Raw genomic sequence first — 15,519 nt, 5'->3', positions numbered from 1 at the left:
CCTCTTGAAGTCGAAATAAAGGACTGTTTTAAAAAGATAAAAATCCAAAACACTCTCTCCCTATCGAGAGTTCTCCGGAAATCTCTTTCTCGCGGGAAAATGCGGGAGCAGGATTGAAAATCCTCGTGTCGGTGGTTCGATTCCGCCCCCGGGCACCATAACAGCCTGATATAGCTGAATAATTTCGCCCGTTGATGATCATCGGAGCCGACTCTAAAAGTATATACGGTTATACACTTCTCATATGGGCTCGGTTTGGCCAAAGATTCCGAAGATCGAATTACAACGATCAAACACCTCCGGAAGGGGCTGGCGATCTACAAGACAGGTCGCACCCCTTACTACTACATCCGCTTCAGAGCCCCCCTAGCGGGGAAATACGTCCACCGGTCGTCCAAGGAGACTTCGCGGCTGGATGCGATTGAAGTGGCCTATGAGTTTGCCGACTCATACCGCAGCAAGGCCAACAGCGACCATGCTCAGAAGAAAGCCACCAGCTTCGAACACTATGCCAAGAAGCTGATGGGCATTCAGAAGGGCAAGTCCAAGTGGTCGGACGGGGACAACAAGCTGCTGAACCGGTCCAAGGACGGTCTGATCTGCTATTTCGGTAAGTATGACGTCACGAAGATCACCACCGGCAAGGTGCGGGACTACCTGATTCATCTGGACGAGAACCGGCCAAAGCGGCTGGCAGAATCGACTAAGGCCAAACACACCATCATCATCCGCAAGGTCCTGACCCTGGCGGTGGAAGACGGCATTCTGAACGTGCTGCCGGTAATGCCAAAGCAGAAGACCGTGGACACGCCTCGTCACACCTTCACGGACGACGAGTACAAACGGTTCATGAGAGCTGCCGGTGAATGCGCCAAGCGCGGTGACGTTGTCCGTGGCGTCCAGATCACCGGCCACCACGCCAAGATGTTCCGCTTTGTCGTTCACACGTTCCTTCGGCCTACAGAGGGTGAGCTGTTCGGGCTGAAGCACAAGGACATTCAAATCAAAGGCGACCCGCCGCACTTGGAGATGAACGTCCGTGGCGGTAAGACCGGTGGCCGCACCAGTGTGACCATGCCGCTGGCTGTTCCCCTCTATCAGGGGACACTGAACCCTTTTGACGAGAACGGGCCGGACAGGAACGGTTATGTGTGGATGCCGGAATATTCCAACCGTAGGACAGCCATCAACACGGCTCGGCGTCTGTTTAACCATATCCTGGAGAAGGCTGAACTGCTGGACGAGGACAGAAAGCTGTCCCCGTACTCCCTCCGGCATTATGCCATCCAAGCGGCATTGTTGCAGAACTCTGACCGCTAAGGATTCACATCACGAATCCATGCGGTTAGACGGGTTAGATGAGCAAGCCCGCACCTGCCCGCTACCGCACGACGAATTGGTCCAGCTACAACGATGCGCTCAGGAAGCGCGGGTCGCTTCTGATCTGGTTGGACAAAGAGATGACCTGGCTCGCGCCGCATGAAGGGCGACCGGGGCGTCCACCAGTCTTCTCGAACTCGGCGATCCAGTTCTGCCTGTCGATCAAGGTTCTGTTCAAGTTGCCACTCCGGCAGACCGCCGGGATGGTCGCCAGCCTTTTGCACCTGTGGACTGGCCCGTTCCCGATTTCTCTACACTGTGCCGCCGGCAGAGTGAGATGGGACCGTGGCCCCAGTGGGGCCGCGTAAGCCCATAGAACGCTGGCCGTCCAGATCCCGTATCGCCGCGCCGATGGTCCGCTGAACCTGCGTCCCCTCTCGGGACATTGCTATGCAATGCCCTGCCGGGCAACGGACAGCACCGGGATCAAGTTCCTTGGCGATGGTGAGTGGCAGGCCCGCAAGCACGGCGTTCAGGGGCGACGCCAATCGCTGCCCGGCAGTTGATTGCAGAGCAATCAATGAGAGGGGCGCAAGGTGCATCTTGCGATGGATGCTGCCACGTCTGACATCCGTGCTGTCCCTTGTCCGGCAGGCGATTTGCAAAGCAAATCTGACGAGAGGGAATTCACCCCCAGCCGCGACGGCCCCTCTCGTGGTTATGCTGCGCAAACCACTGCCGGGCAGTGGACAGCCCGGTCCTGCCGGAACTGCGCGACCAGAGTCCGAAGGACGAAGAGATCGGCAGCGTGACTGCAGACGGGGCCTATGACACGCGCCGTTGCCACTCCGCCATCATCAAGCGTGACGCCGTCCCGATTATCCCTATCCGCAAGAATGGTCGGCCGTGGAAAGAAGACTGCCCGGCGGCACAGGTCAGAAACGAAACCTTGCGCGCCACCCGGCACTACGGCCGGGCCTTCTGGAAACGCTGGACAGGATACCACGCCCGGAGCCGGGTCGAGGCAAAGATGCGCTGCTTGAAGGCATTCGGCGAACGCATCGCCGCAAGAGACCCTGGTAGCCAAACCGCTGAAATCCACATCCGCATCGCCCTCATCAATCGCTTCAATGCACTCGGCACCGCCGAGATCGTCCGCGTCGCCTAAGTTCAGAGGGGAAAGGGGTAGTCAGGCCTCAAGAGGGAGTTTTGCAACAACGCCCCTTCGGGACTCACACGCGCATCCATAGAAGTCTTTGTAATTATCAAGCATCGCCAGAACTGCTCTGGCGTCGGCGCGTTCCACATGCTCTCAACCCAATGCCGCGCCCATATGGCATTCTCATGTTCCGAAAACGCATGCTTGGCGGCTTGGCCTGATACGCCTCTGTGATCGATGTGCTTACCCACGATGTCAGCAAACTCAGCAGATCGAATTGAGTAGCCCGCAATCGAAATTGCGTATGCTTGATCTAAGCTATCTTCGCTTGCCGCCAGATCTAGGACCATCGATTTGATAAAGCCGGCAGCACCGAAGCGTTCGGCTGCAAGGACTTCGCGAGCGAGTACCGCGTCATTTTCTGAACCCAACAGCCTTTGGCGCCAAATTGATTTCATCGGGTCCGACGCCTCGGCCCCCCAAATTGCTTGGTGCTCAAGCGTCAGGTCATCGCCCAAGGCCAGCATTACGAAAGCCGCGCCTGCTCAGCGAGCTGCCCATTGAAAGCGCCATTGGTTCGAGCCCAATGGGCGGCGGCTCGTGCTACATCTCTGGCGATTTGGCTGAATGGTTGGGAAAACAAAAGATGACCCATGTGCGCGGAGCACCATTCCACCCGCAAAAGGGAGGGCAAGATTGAACGCTGGCATCAGACCTTGAAAAACCGGGTCCTGCTGGAAAACTACTATCTCCCCGGTGCTCTCGAACGCCAAATCGGGACCTTTGTCGACTACTGCAACAACCAGCGCTACCACGAGAGCCTGAGCAACGTCACACCCGCCGGCGTCTACTTCGGAAGGGACAAAGCCATTCTGAGAGAAAGGGAGAAGATCAAGAAGTTGACGATCCGACAGCGCCGCTTGCAACACCAGAAACAGGCAGCATAATCAATCACGCAACCGAACCAGAGCCTCCAATGCTCAAGCCGCTCTGAAGTCCCATTTTTTATGACGACGGACAGCAAGACCGTTTGAAAATCCTCGTGTCGGTGGTTCGATTCTGCCCCCCCCACCCCCGGGGGGGGCGACAATTAATCTAGATAAAAACAACAACTTGGAGCACCCCACGCGTCGTTTGCCATAGTGCTATTTCGCTGTGGGTATCAGTTCCATGCCCGTTACGCGGTCTGCGCTTGGCCCGCACGCCTTCGACGCGAAAGCCCATTTCAATACATCAATGGAGTCTGCAATCCGCGCAGGCGGGGGCCGTCCCTTGGCGGGAAAAGTCCATTGGCTTTCGAGAGACGGGCTGCCTGACATGAGCTGAGAGACCGGAACTTTTGAGCGGCAAGTCCAGTCAGACGCCAACGCCTTTTGTGATGCTCTGATCAAGCGCTGATTGACAGGGAGCAGCATCACCCGGACTTCGAAAAAGTCTGTGCTGTGTTCAACATTGCCGTAGCTGAAGAAGGTCTTGAGATCACTTTGCCCTTCGCCAAAGCCTTGATCAGCCCCACCTGCGTGGTCCAGTTTGATTGAAGTGCAGTGCCGGGTTAACAATCCGGCGATTTCGGACGGCGGCCCACACTGGCCGCCCGCACTGGCCGTCAGCGGGAGGCGCCGCGAATCACGCGCAGGATCAGCGCCAGTGCAAACAGCACGAGAAAAATAAAGAACAGGATCTGTGCGATCCCAGCGGAGGCCGAAGCGATGCCGCCAAATCCGAAGATGCCGGCAATGATGGCAACGGCCAGGAAAACGAGAGCCCAATTGAGCATACCTTGTCCTTTCGGTTGCGAGTTGCTGTTAGTAAAACCCGTCAGGCAGCCAAAAGTTCCGTATTGCGGTCCGGAACCTCGTTAGCGGCAAAGTGCTTACCGCGACACGTCAGGACAAAACATAGTTCTGGCGGCCGATCCGGGCGCAAGGCCGGGCCGGGGACCTATACGCGGCGCGCATTTGTTGTCTGTGAACAAGCATGCAATTTTGACCCCGTAGCGGGGAAATCGGCGTCCAAAAAGACCCCCTTACACTGATGTGAATGATGCCCCCGAGCTTATCGGGGAGCACAGAGTGGGATGTTGGTCGTGGAGACGATAGCAAAGATCCGGCGGGCGTATTTTCAGGATTGAGGCATTGAGCCGCCATTGGTCCGAGGCCAATGCCGAACAAACCGATCAAGCAGATCTGCCGGGAACTGCGGGTATCGCGGAATACGGTGCGGAAGGTGATCCGGTCTGGTGTGACGGAAGCAACCTACGAACGCAGCGTTCAGCCTCTGCCAAAGATCGGGCCATGGAAAGACAAGCTCGAAGAGATGTTGGCGGCGAATGCGAGGAAGCCAAAGCGCGAGCGGTTGACCCGCATCCGGATATTCGAAGAACTGAGAGCCCTTGGATATGACGGCGGCTATGATGCTGTCCGGCGTTACGCGGCCGCGTGGTCCAAGGAAGAACAAGAGGCCTCCGCGGCCGCCTATGTCCCGCTGATCTTCGATCCGGGCGAGGCCTACCAATTCGACTGGAGCCACGAGATTGTGGTGATCGACGGCGCGACCACCACTGTGAAGGTGGCGCATGTCCGGCTTTGCCACAGCCGCATGCTGTTTGTCCGGGCCTATCCGCGCGAGACGCAAGAGATGGTGTTCGATGCCCATGACCAGGCCTTCGCCTTCTTCGGCGGGGCCTGCACGCGCGGGATCTACGATAGCGAGGTTTGGCCGCCATGGGTCCGAGGCCAGGCCGAGCGAAGACGGCGGCAGACACGATTTTCGTGGGCCGCGACCGGGCCTGCAATCGGCGCTTCCAGCAGATGTGCGGGCACTATCTTGTCGATCCCGCTGCCTGCACACCGGCGTCTGGCTGGGAGAAAGGGCAGGTCGAGAACCAGGTCGGCGTTGTCCGGCGTCGCTTCTTCGTGCCCAGGCCCAAGTTTAAGAGCTACGCCGAACTAAACGCCTGGCTCGAGGACCGCTGCGTTGCTTGGGCCAAATCTCATCCGCATCAGGAGCTTCGAGACCGCACGATCTGGGAGGTCTTCGAGGGCGAGCGGGCGAGTCTGGTGCCATATGCCGGCCCCTTTGATGGATTCCACGCTGTTCCGGCATCAGTCTCGAAGACCTGTCTCGTCCGGTTCGACAAGAACCGCTATTCGGTGGATGGCCGCGCCGTCGGCCGGCCAGTCGAGATCCGCGCCTATGCCGAGCGGGTCGAGTTCTGGCAGGACGGCAAGATCGTAGGGCGGCATGATCGAGCCTTCGGGCGCGACAAGGCCATCTACGATCCGCTGCACTACATCCCGGTGCTGGCCCGCAAGCCCCCTCTTGCGCATGCGCTGCCGGGCAGCGGGACGCCCTCAGGAATGGGGCTCCCTTCAAGGACTGGGAGCTGCCATCAGCGATCAGGCGCATTCAGCGCAAACTGGGCAAGGTGCCCAATGGCGACCGGCAGATGGTCCAGATCCTGAGCATGATCCCGACCGATGGGCTGGATGCAGTGGATGCTGCCTGTGCCGAAGCGCTGAACGAAGGGGCCCCCGCGGCCTCGGTCGTCATCAACATTCTGGCCGGCATCGTGAGCCGCCGCCGCCGCTGACCATCGATACGCCCGACGCGCTGCGACTGACCTGCGAGCCCGTGGCCGGCTGCAAACGCTATGACAGCCTAAGGAGACCCATCCATGGAAAGATCACAGGTGCTGGACGCGATGAGCCAGCTGAAGCTCTACGGCATGAAGGCCGCCTACGATGAGACCATCGCCACGGCAGTGAAGCGTCAGCACGAACCGCAACAGATCATCCATTGCCCGGCAGGCGCATGCGCAGCATGCTGCCGAGAGGGGGCGATCTGCTGAACGCCGAGATCAGTGAGAAGCAGGCGCGCTCGATCAAATACCAGATGACGATTGCCAAACTGCCCCTGGCGAAAGAAGCCGATGAGTTCAGCTTCGAAGGCACGCCGGTCAACGAGGCGCTGGTCCGTGATCTGGCGACCGGAGAGTTTCTGGCGCAGCAACGCAATGTCGTGCTGATCGGCGGCACAGGGACCGGTAAGTCCCGCCTGGCCGTCAGCATCGCCCGGGCGTGCATCCGCCGCGGCAGACGGGGGCGCTTCTTCAACGTTGTGGACCTGGTGAACAAACTCGATACGGAAGCCCGCGCCGACCGACAGGGACGCACGGCAGATCTGCTGTGCCGCCTCGGCTTCCTGATCCTCGACGAGCTTGGCTATCTCCCCTTCGCACAAACCGGTGGTCAGCTATTGTTCCATCTCATCAACCGCCTCTACGAGCGCACATCGATCATCGTGACGACCAACCTCGACTTCGGCGACGCCAAAATGACCACTGCACTGCTCGACCGCCTTACCCACCATTGCGACATCGTCGAAACAGGCAACGAGAGCTGGCGCTTCAAAACCCGAGAATAGTCGACCGACGCTGGCCAAACAGGGGGTCAATTTTGGATGCCTATAGGGGGTCAAAGTTCCATGCCGATTGACATTGTTGATCTTTGAAGTGGCGATGCCCCGCGGAAGAAACTCGACGCAGAGAGACCGCTGAAACCTGGGAAGCCCAAGCTGGAGGCAGGCGGAAGATTTGGCAGAAGCTCTTGGCAAAGCTGCCTCAGATCAACGGCCGCCGTTCGGGCGCGGTTAATTCGATCATCGCTACCTCGGCAAGCGCAGGCAGGTTCCTGATCTGCAGATTTCCATTCTGCCATTGTGCAAGTTTACTGTCCCGCAGCGTTTTCAGCATCTTGTTGGTGTGTACCAGAGACAGGCCAAGCGCATCTGCAAGGTCCTGCTGGCGGTATGGCAGCGGCACTGTGTCCTTCACCTCCATGCCAACAGATTTGAGCCGCTCGTAAATCCGCACCAGTGCCCAGGAAATGCGCTGCGAAGCATCCCGCTGCCCCAGAGACGCAATGGTTTCCCCCAGGAAATGCTCCTCGACCGCGGCAATCCACGTCAAGTCGTATGCGCGCTCTGGATGCCGCTGGAACAGCTCATACAGCGCAGCGCGGCGGAACACGCACAGCGTCATCGGGGTGGCCGCTTCCACTGAATGCTTCATCTCTCCCATCAGGCTGGCCTGCAGACCGGCAATATCGCCGGGGAAAAGAAAATTGATCACTTGCCGGCGGCCATTTTCCAATGTCGTGTAGCGCGTGCCCATGCCGTTCAGCACTGTATAGAGCTGCGGGCTGTTAGATCCTTCCAGCAGGATCGTCGTGCCTGCATCCACCGTTAGCTCTCCAGTTTTAAACTCCTGGGTAAAGATGACTTCCTCACGCGACATCGGTGTAAAAACGGGCCGCTTGCGCAGCGGGCAATTCTGGCAGGCGGTTGGTGACACGGGCATTCCCCTTTCGCAGCTATGTCACAGTTTAATGCGCCTGAACCTGAAAAGTTCCAAAATGCTTGACTGTAGGGGGGAGCGGAAGCAATGGAAGAGCCCAATCAAGACAGGGCACATGTCTATCTGATCGTGTCCAGAAACTATCTGATCACCTGCGATATCTGCGATACCATCTCGGACTTTGACCCGGTGGCCGAAATCAGTGTGCAAAAGGGGCATGAAAGCGCGCTGATGTCGATCACGCCATACCGGCGGATTGCGGTGGCCTTTGTCGAAGCGGGATCCGAACAGGTTACCAGACTCAAGATTGATCAGGCGGTTCAGGGACGCGGCGGGAGGCTGGTCCTATTGGGTGATGCTGCCGAAGACGAACTGGACGGGCATTCACCGCGCTTAAGATGGCCGGTGCTTGCCCGGCCAGTTTCCACCCGGATGATTCAGGCGCATCTGGCACATCTGGCTCAGCAGCAGTGCAGGACGCGGAACAATCGCGGTGTTGCAGGGCTGAGATAGGGATTGCAGCAGAATTGCCGAAGTCCGTGAATGTTGATGGCTGTTGCACTGGATGCGCGTGTTATAGTGCACATGAATGCCTGGGGCGTCTGGTCGCCCTTTCCCGGAATTTCTCCCGTTTCCTGAACGCTTGAGGTTATAGACTGCGTGTTTCAGATTGACCGGCCTGCCTATTTTGCAATCGCATCCATAGCGCGGCCGACAGTGAAGCCGTGCAACATGGTCGAAAGCAGAATGGTTAGCCCGATCAGGGCCCATAATTCCGGTTCGTTCACAAACTCCAAATGTGCGCCGGCGTAGCAGAGATAGTAGATTGACCCGATCCCCCGGACGCCAAACACGGACACCACAAAACGGTCGCGTTTGCGGAGCTGCGAACCAGCCAGCGAGAGCCAGCCGGCCAAAGGCCGGATCACGCCGATGAGCAGAAGTGCCAATAGGAGATGTGCCCAAGTTAGATCTTCAAGAAGAACCGGCAGGACATTGCCAAGGGCAACCAATAGCAGTGCGGTCAACGCGTGTTCGATTGTTTCGCAGAAATCGTGCAGCCTGCGGTGAAAACGGTGTTCATTTTCGATCCGGCGCAGTGTCAGCCCCATGACAGCGACGGCGATGAACCCGTAGCCTTCGACCAGTTCGGTCGAACCGTAGCAAAGCAATACCCCGGCAACCGCCACAACGCCCGAAGCAGTGTCAGCCAGAACCGCAGAACGGGGAAACCGAAACAGCACTTGCCCCAGCGCCCACCCACCGCAGGCGCCCATCACAACACCTGTTGAGATACGGTACGCGACATCGATGATAAGCCAGTCAGCCAGCCAAGCCTGAGGGCTCAACCCCTGCACGGCAACAATGAGGCCGAGGTAGACAAAGGGGAAGGCGAGCCCGTCATTGAGCGCCGCTTCAGTTGTCAGAGTAAAACGCACCGGGTGTTCGTTGCCTTCCATCGGCGGACCGACTTGCACGTCACCCGCAAGCACCGGGTCTGTCGGGGCCAGCACGGCACCCAGAAGTATTGCGCCGGCAGCAGTCATGCCGCCCAAGCCCCACCCCAGCACGGCAACCGCCAGGATTGTGAGCGGCATCCCGATGAGAAGAAGCCTGACCGTCGGGCCCCATTTTTTCCATGGCCTCAGGCTGTCGAGGCGGAGACCGGCTGCAAACAGCGCAATTATCACGGTCAGCTCGCTGACAACTTCCCAAGGTTTCGGGTGAGCGCGCGGGTCTGGAAGCTCAGGCAGGCCCGGAACCAGCCAGTAAGCCGCCATTCCGAGCAGAATGAGAAGCGGTGCGGCGGCAGGCTCTCGCGTTGAAAAGAAACGCGGTGACCAATGCGCAAGAATGATCACTACGCCCATGGCTGCAAGCATCAGGTGATAGGAGGCGAAGCCAAAGAATTCAGTGTGGTCCATGAGCGCCATTGAGCAGCATTTTGCGCCGCCAGACCAGTCTTAGGCAGTCTAGCGGACCGGTCTTTGAATTGCAGGAGAGCGTGCGGCCTAAGATTACTGACATCAGATGGCCGCACGGGTTTGGTACCTGATAGGCGGTACTAACCGCATAGCGTGAGAAACGCTATGCGGTCTGCGCCCATTTCAGATGCTCTCCAGCATGCGGTCGACAGCTTGGCGGACTTCGTCTTTGGTCTTGCCCAGTTTCTGCTGAAGCAGCCCTTCCAATTGTTCGCGCTCGCCCTTGGCCTGTTCCAGTTCGTCGTCGGTCAGATCGCCATAGGTCTCGCGCAGGCGGCCCTTGAGTTCGGTCCATTTGCCGGTGAAACGGTCGTCGTCCATGTCGTGTTCTCCTTTCAAGATCGGGCGGAAACCGGGGGTGTGCCGCGGTGCCGCGCTCTCAATGAGAAAACGCTGCCGAGGCCGTAAGGTTCCGTGTAGGCCGTGAAACTTGCATCGGCAGCAAACCACAGACGGCGTGCGGCAGTGGCCACATTGGAGTTTCAGGACCGGCTGGCTGCCGGGCGGTCTCTGCCGTCGTGACAGGGTGTCTCCCTTCGAAGCCGGGCGTGACCTTCATTCATTGTGCCGGAATGCATTATTCGCTGACCATCTCCATCACAGCATCCAGGTGGGATGTCTTGAACGGGCGGGAAAGCATGGGCAGGGATTGCAGTTCCGGCTCGGTGGTGTCCCCATTTACCAGAATGACGGGCCATTTTTTTGACAGAGCGGTGTAAAGCCAGTCACGCGCCGCCGGATCATTAAGCGGGAAGGCAAAGAACACCAGCCGGGGCGGCGGCAGGCTGTCATCGAAAAATGCGGAACACTGCTCAATTTTGGTTTCGCTCAAAACGGGATCCAGACCGCGCCGCATCAGATAGTCGCTTATGTCAAGCGCTTCAAAAGCGTTCTTTGTCAGGATCAATACCGGCGCTTCCGCGCCGCGAGTTTCAGTACCCATAAGGTCTCCATTCACTTGTAGAGGAGCCATGGCATTGCGCCGGGCAGCTGGCATTAAACTATGACATACCGTGCCTCAAAAAATGCCATCAGAGTGTTTTTCTGTCCGGACTCTGCCGCGGGGTGGCGAACCCGAAGGCGGGCAAGGGAGGGTGTCAACTAACGTATTGATAAATATTGGTTGTCGTGCATTGCCCTAGGATGGTGCGCTCGGAAGAGGAAAGTCTTCCGTGAAAGCTTCGGCCGCAGCGGCGGGTAAAGCCAATTGTCACAGGACACTTTTCTCCAGCGGGCGGCACGTTAGGGGTTATGCCCCTTGGCCAGTGCGGGATTTTGGGGCGTCATATGGCGGATTTGCAACGTGACCCATGCCGAACGGCGCGGTTGCCTCAAGGCGTGTTAAAGCCAGGGGGACTGCTTTATGAATTTTTGTATGAGGACAATCCAGTTCGCCAGTCATCCAGCTTTTTGCCTGCGGACCGTTTGCAGCAGCCGGATGCGGAGAGCGCACTGCTCCGGCAGGCGGACCGTCACCAGCATAACAGTGCGGACCTGCCGCAGCGATGGCAGCCGTGTGGTGCAACTGCCTTGGATTTGATCGGGAGGATGCGGATTTGAACCGTAGAAAGATTTTTATCGGGCGGCATCAGAGACGCATCCCGACGCTTGGGCCTAGACTGAAGGCGTTTTTAGTGTGCCTTGTTGCTGCGGCTGCACTCTGCCTTGGAACGGCCAGCGGCCAGGCACAGACCGCCACTGATCCGGTTCAGACCGACGGCCTGATCGAAGTCGGCGACGCGGCAGTGCGCGATAGCGCGATTCTGAGCAGGATCGAAAAGCTGCTCGCTGAAATTGAAGGCTATGGGGCCGTGACAGTGTCGGTTTCCGAAGGTGTTGTCCGTATCACCGGCCAGGTGATCGACAATGCGGCGCAAGACAGGCTGACGCAGATCGTCAACCGCGTGGCGGGTGTCGTGGCATTTGAGAACGAAACCGAAATCAGCGGCACGCTAGAAGAACGGCTGGCGCCCGCGGTGGACCGGATTGCCGCCCGTACGCGGAACCTGCTGGCGAACGGGCCGATTTTTCTGGTCGCGGTGACGGCCTTCTTTCTGGTGGCGGCGGGAGGCTGGCTGCTGACAACGCGGATCGGCATCTGGACCCGGCTGGCGCCCAACCCCTTTATTGCGGATGTCTACCGGGCGGTTGCGCGTATCATGTTCATTCTGACGGGGCTGGTTCTGGCGCTTGATATCATGAACGCAACGGCGCTGATTGGTGCCGTGCTGGGGGCGGCAGGGGTGGTTGGCCTGGCGCTTGGCTTTGCGGTGCGTGACACCGTGGAGAACTTCATTGCCTCCATCCTGCTTAGCCTGCGCCAGCCGTTCAGGCCCAATGATTACGTGGACATTCAGGGCGATCAGGGAACGGTGGCGCGGCTGACGTCGCGGGCAACCATCCTGATCTCTCCTGAGGGCAACCATATCCGAATTCCCAATGCCACGGTCTTTAAGGGGCGCATCGTGAATTTCACCCGCGATCCCCATCGCCGTTTCGGCTTTGATCTGGGCGTGGATGCCGATGCCGATCTGGCAGCGGCGTTGTCCACCGCGGTTGCCGCACTTGAGGCGCAGGCATTTGTGCTGGAAGATCCGGAGGTTGGCGCCTGGATCAGCGAAGTCGGGGATTCCAACGTGATCCTGACCTTCACCGGCTGGGTAGATCAGACCCAGGTGGATTTCGCCAAGGCGCGCGGTGAGGCGATCCGGGCAGCCAAAATGGCGCTGGAAGGTGCGGGATTCGGCCTGCCTGAGCCAATCTACCGGGTCCGTCTGGACGGGGCGCAAGACGCCGCTGCTGCTGCCCCGGCGAAGCGCGCTGACACCCGGAAAGCCCCGCCATCGGCCAGCAGCGCTGATTTGCCCGAGGCCTCCGATCCGGCGCGGGCGGAACCGGCGGTGACCGGGGCCGCTGAGCGGGAGCGTGAGGGGCTGGATGGTGTGGAGAACTTGCTGGATGCGCAGCAGCGCGCCGAGTGAGGGCCGGCTGCCGCCCGCACCTGGCGGTGCGGGCATGTTTCTCTTACATAATCTTGTGCAACGGATCCTCAGCCGTCTTTGCAGGCAGGCTGTGGCGCGGATCCAGCATAACCCCCAGCCACAACAGAAGCGGCAGCGCCACAAATGCACCGATGGGACCCCACAGCCACAGGCCGAAAACAATGGCCAGAAACACCAGCAACGGGTTCACTGCCAGACGGTTGCCGACCAGCAATGGAGTGACGATATTCGCCTCGGTCAGGTTAATGATAAGGAACAGCACCGGCGGCGCCACGGCAAGGGCACCGCTGAATTGCAGGGCGCCGGCAATACCCAGCCCCAGAATCATCAGCAGCGGGCCAAGGTAAAGAACGTAGTTCAGCAAGGCTGCCGCAAGTCCCCAGAGCACGGCGTATTCCAGCCCCAAAGCTAAGAAAATGCCTGCAGTCACCACGCCAAGACCAGCATTCACCACGGTGATCGCGGCAAAATAGCGGGCCACGGCCTTGTCGGCATGCTTGAGCCGGCCGTACAACGGACCGGTGAGGCGGTAGAGATCGTCCCGGGTCAGCGTGAAGAAGAACAGCGTGCCCACGAAGATGAACACTTGAGAGAGAAAGCTGGGCGCCAGCCACAGCGCGTCCCCCACGGAGGGGATGGCGGTCTGAGGCTCCATTGCTTCAGCGCCGACAGTGTTTTCGATTTCCTCGCTGATGGTCTCTATCCCGCGCAGCAAGGAGGAGGCCTTGTCGATCAATGAGGACATGACCGCCTTGATGCGCGGCAGTTCCTCGATCAGGGCATTCACGACCGGCTCGATCAGCAGTATGGCGGTGGCTACAAACAATGTGCAGGCTAGCAACAGGGACAAGGCAATTACCAGCCGCGGGACGCCAAGGCGTGCCAATTTGTCTGCAAGCGGCGACACAACGATGCCCAGCACCAGAGCAAAGCTCATCGGTGCCAGGATCTGCTGTGCATGCTGCAATGCCGCTGTGATGCTGATGATCGTAAGGATCATCAGCATCACCCGGACCCCCCGGCCGCTGAGTGTGGTCTTTAAATAACCTGGCATTGCTGTCAGACGGAAGCTGCGTGCGGTGCCGGGTCGGTTTCTGCTGGATCGAGACTTGCGCTGGCCTTGCGGTGCAGCTTGTCCATTTCCTCGCGCAGGGCGGCCTCGGCTTTGGCTGCCAGCGCATCACGGCGGGCGCCAAGCAACTCGTCCTCCTGGCGGGTAGAAGGCAACAAGGCCCCGATCAGTGCGCCCAGACCCAGGGCAATGGCCCCGGCGGCCAGCGGGTTCTGATTGAAAAAACTTCGTGAGCGGGCCGCGGCTTTGGCTGTATGCGATTCAACTTTCTCCTGCGCCTGCAGGGCAGCGGTACGCGCCTTCATCACCCGCTTGCGGGCAGCTGCGGGCAGGGCGTCCAGCCCTGCGTTCAGTGTCTCGCGCATCTTGCCAGCGCGGAGGGGTTCTTCACTCATACCGGTCATCTCCTGTTTCATGGCGGCATCTGCCGCGGCGACACGCGCGTCGAAACCGGCAAAAGCGGCTTCGGGGGGAACGGCGGCGGCCGGCTTGGCGGCGGTGCGCGGGCGGCGGCTGCTGCCGGTTCCGGTGAATAGAAGAGCCAACCCAGCCCCGGCCAGAACCAAGGCTGCGGGATTGCGCTTGGCTGCGGTAATTGCCTGGCGCCCCAGTTCGCCGCCATAGCCGTTTGCCGCTGCCGAAAGCTGTTCGGTCACCGATTGCGGCGCAACGGTGCCGGACAGGCTGGACAGGGTTTCTGCCAGCCGGCGGCGGTTTGCGTCCACGCGCTGTTCGATCTCTTCAGTAGCGGGCATTTGCGGCCTCCTTGATGCTGGCGGCATCTTTTTTAACATTGCTGATGGTGCGTGATGGCAGCAGCGCCTCGCTGCTGAGCCGCGACTTGCCGAACAGCAACAGACCAAGGGCAATGGCGATCAGCCCTCCGCCGACGATCAGCGCAGCCCATCCGGCGGACAGGCCTGCGGATGCGATCCAGGCGACCAGCGCTGCCGCAAGCACATGCAGTCCCGCCAGCGCCACCAGAGCGGCAATGGCGAAACAAGCCAGCCCGGTTCCGGCGCGGGCGGCATTCTCCTTCAGCTCGCTTTTGGCAAGCTCCGCCTCACTGCGCAGCAGTGCTGTGAAATGCCGGAGAGCTTCCAGGAACATATCCGGTGCTTGGCGCAGATCATGACGTGCCATGACCGGCCTCCTGAGTCATATCTGCCGGACCGTTGCTGCGGCTGTCCGGTTCGCTTGCCTTGAGGAAGCGGGTGGCGGCGAACCCGGCCAGTGCCGCACCGCCGAGGAACAGCAGCGGATTGCGGCGCGCAAAGGCACTGACATCACGCGCAGTCTGTTCAATGTCCAAGCTGCGCACCCGGTGGGCGGCGTCCTCAAGGTGACCCGCAACCATCTGTGCGGCCTGCGACTGCATGGTGCCCGGTGCAAAAGCATCCGCTGCGGCGCCAGCGGCATCCGCCGTAGCCTGCACCTCGCGGGCGGCCTGCGACTGCGCGGCGTCTGCGGCATCGCGAACCGTGTCTTTAACCGCACCCTTGGCCTTGCGGCCCAGATCGGCAGCTTGGGCGCGAGCTTGCGATTCAAGATCAGAAGTATCGGTCATGTCATCGGCCTCTTTGGTCTCGGTGTTCAAAGGGAAAACGCGCACTGACGCTTTTTGT

Annotated in this window: 13 protein-coding genes and 4 pseudogenes; 7 read left to right on the top strand and 10 right to left on the bottom strand. The window is 59.6% G+C overall.

All coding sequences use genetic code 11. The annotated features are described in order from the left end of the window. Nucleotides 1-255 precede the first annotated feature (255 nt). Together K3724_RS18255 and K3724_RS18250 are read left to right on the top strand one after the other, a co-directional pair. Complete coding sequence (locus K3724_RS18255; RefSeq protein WP_259987961.1) at nt 256-1,320, top strand: site-specific integrase; 1,065 nt, start codon at nt 256-258, stop codon at nt 1,318-1,320. 38 nt (nt 1,321-1,358) lie between these two features. Next, nucleotides 1,359-2,488: pseudogene (locus tag K3724_RS18250) on the top strand (IS5 family transposase). Nucleotides 2,489-2,490: 2 nt separating this feature from the next. Here the strand turns inward: K3724_RS18250 and K3724_RS18245 are convergent. Continuing rightward, nucleotides 2,491-3,006, bottom strand: coding sequence for a hypothetical protein (locus tag K3724_RS18245; protein ID WP_259987959.1), 516 nt, complete (start codon nt 3,004-3,006; stop codon nt 2,491-2,493). Between K3724_RS18245 and K3724_RS18240 the strand changes: the two are divergent. Then, a pseudogene (locus K3724_RS18240) lies at nt 2,967-3,426 on the top strand (integrase core domain-containing protein); the annotation flags it as partial. The gene K3724_RS18245 and the pseudogene K3724_RS18240 sit on opposite strands and share 40 nt — an antisense overlap. 659 nt (nt 3,427-4,085) lie before the next feature. On the opposite strand, the gene K3724_RS18235 reads toward K3724_RS18240, so the two are convergent. Next, nucleotides 4,086-4,256 carry a DUF1328 domain-containing protein gene (locus K3724_RS18235; RefSeq protein ID WP_259987956.1) on the bottom strand — a complete coding sequence of 57 codons (171 nt, stop codon included), beginning with the start codon at nt 4,254-4,256 and terminating at the stop codon, nt 4,086-4,088. 300 nt (nt 4,257-4,556) lie between these two features. Here K3724_RS18235 and istA point away from each other — a divergent pair. After that, nucleotides 4,557-6,226 (top strand): annotated as a pseudogene (gene istA / locus K3724_RS18230) (IS21 family transposase). Next, nucleotides 6,156-6,904, top strand: a pseudogene (gene istB / locus K3724_RS18225) (IS21-like element helper ATPase IstB). Before istA ends, istB begins: the two co-directional pseudogenes overlap by 71 nt. A gap of 196 nt (nt 6,905-7,100) precedes the next feature. Here istB and K3724_RS18220 read toward each other — a convergent pair. Further along, nucleotides 7,101-7,775, bottom strand: coding sequence for a Crp/Fnr family transcriptional regulator (locus K3724_RS18220; RefSeq protein ID WP_259987954.1), 675 nt, complete (start codon nt 7,773-7,775; stop codon nt 7,101-7,103). A 147-nt stretch (nt 7,776-7,922) separates the two neighbouring features. Here K3724_RS18220 and K3724_RS18215 point away from each other — a divergent pair, with 147 nt between their 5' ends. Beyond that, nucleotides 7,923-8,348 carry a hypothetical protein gene (locus K3724_RS18215; protein WP_259987952.1) on the top strand — a complete coding sequence of 142 codons (426 nt, stop codon included), beginning with the start codon at nt 7,923-7,925 and terminating at the stop codon, nt 8,346-8,348. Between the two features lie 170 nt (nt 8,349-8,518). Here K3724_RS18215 and K3724_RS18210 read toward each other — a convergent pair whose 3' ends face one another. The 3 genes from K3724_RS18210 to K3724_RS18200 form a co-directional block, all read right to left on the bottom strand. Further along, complete coding sequence (locus K3724_RS18210; protein ID WP_409201424.1) at nt 8,519-9,760, bottom strand: cation:proton antiporter; 1,242 nt, start codon at nt 9,758-9,760, stop codon at nt 8,519-8,521. Nucleotides 9,761-9,943: 183 nt separating this feature from the next. Next, a complete protein-coding gene (locus K3724_RS18205) occupies nt 9,944-10,141 on the bottom strand; it encodes a CsbD family protein (protein WP_129369364.1) in 198 nt (65 codons plus the stop codon). Between the two features lie 256 nt (nt 10,142-10,397). After that, nucleotides 10,398-10,817, bottom strand: coding sequence for a hypothetical protein (locus tag K3724_RS18200; protein WP_259987947.1), 420 nt, complete (start codon nt 10,815-10,817; stop codon nt 10,398-10,400). Nucleotides 10,818-11,454: 637 nt separating this feature from the next. Between K3724_RS18200 and K3724_RS18195 the strand changes: the two genes are divergently transcribed. Beyond that, on the top strand, nt 11,455-12,801 hold the full coding sequence (locus K3724_RS18195) for a mechanosensitive ion channel domain-containing protein (RefSeq protein ID WP_259987945.1): 1,347 nt from the start codon (nt 11,455-11,457) through the stop codon (nt 12,799-12,801). Between the two features lie 43 nt (nt 12,802-12,844). On the opposite strand, the gene K3724_RS18190 is transcribed toward K3724_RS18195, so the two are convergent. Genes K3724_RS18190 through K3724_RS18175 form a run of 4 tightly spaced genes read right to left on the bottom strand, consistent with a single transcriptional unit; the run spans nt 12,845 to nt 15,461 of the window. After that, a complete protein-coding gene (locus K3724_RS18190; RefSeq protein WP_259987943.1) occupies nt 12,845-13,828 on the bottom strand; it encodes an AI-2E family transporter in 984 nt (327 codons plus the stop codon). A 53-nt stretch (nt 13,829-13,881) separates the two neighbouring features. Beyond that, the gene (locus K3724_RS18185) at nt 13,882-14,649 is read right to left on the bottom strand and encodes a hypothetical protein (RefSeq protein WP_259987941.1); all 768 of its coding nucleotides are present in this window, start codon (nt 14,647-14,649) and stop codon (nt 13,882-13,884) included. Then, nucleotides 14,636-15,037: a phage holin family protein gene (locus K3724_RS18180; protein ID WP_259987939.1), complete on the bottom strand. Its 402-nt coding sequence runs from the start codon at nt 15,035-15,037 to the stop codon at nt 14,636-14,638. The genes K3724_RS18185 and K3724_RS18180 overlap by 14 nt, the downstream gene beginning before the upstream one ends. Next, the gene (locus K3724_RS18175) at nt 15,024-15,461 is read right to left on the bottom strand and encodes a hypothetical protein (protein WP_259987937.1); all 438 of its coding nucleotides are present in this window, start codon (nt 15,459-15,461) and stop codon (nt 15,024-15,026) included. Before K3724_RS18175 ends, K3724_RS18180 begins: the two co-directional genes overlap by 14 nt. Between the last annotated feature and the right edge of the window lie 58 nt (nt 15,462-15,519).

This window comes from Leisingera sp. M658 (assembly GCF_025144145.1).
Taxonomy (GTDB): Bacteria; Pseudomonadota; Alphaproteobacteria; order Rhodobacterales; family Rhodobacteraceae; genus Leisingera.
The sequence above is the reverse complement of the archived record's forward strand: the minus strand, read 5'-3'. Positions and strand labels throughout refer to the sequence as shown.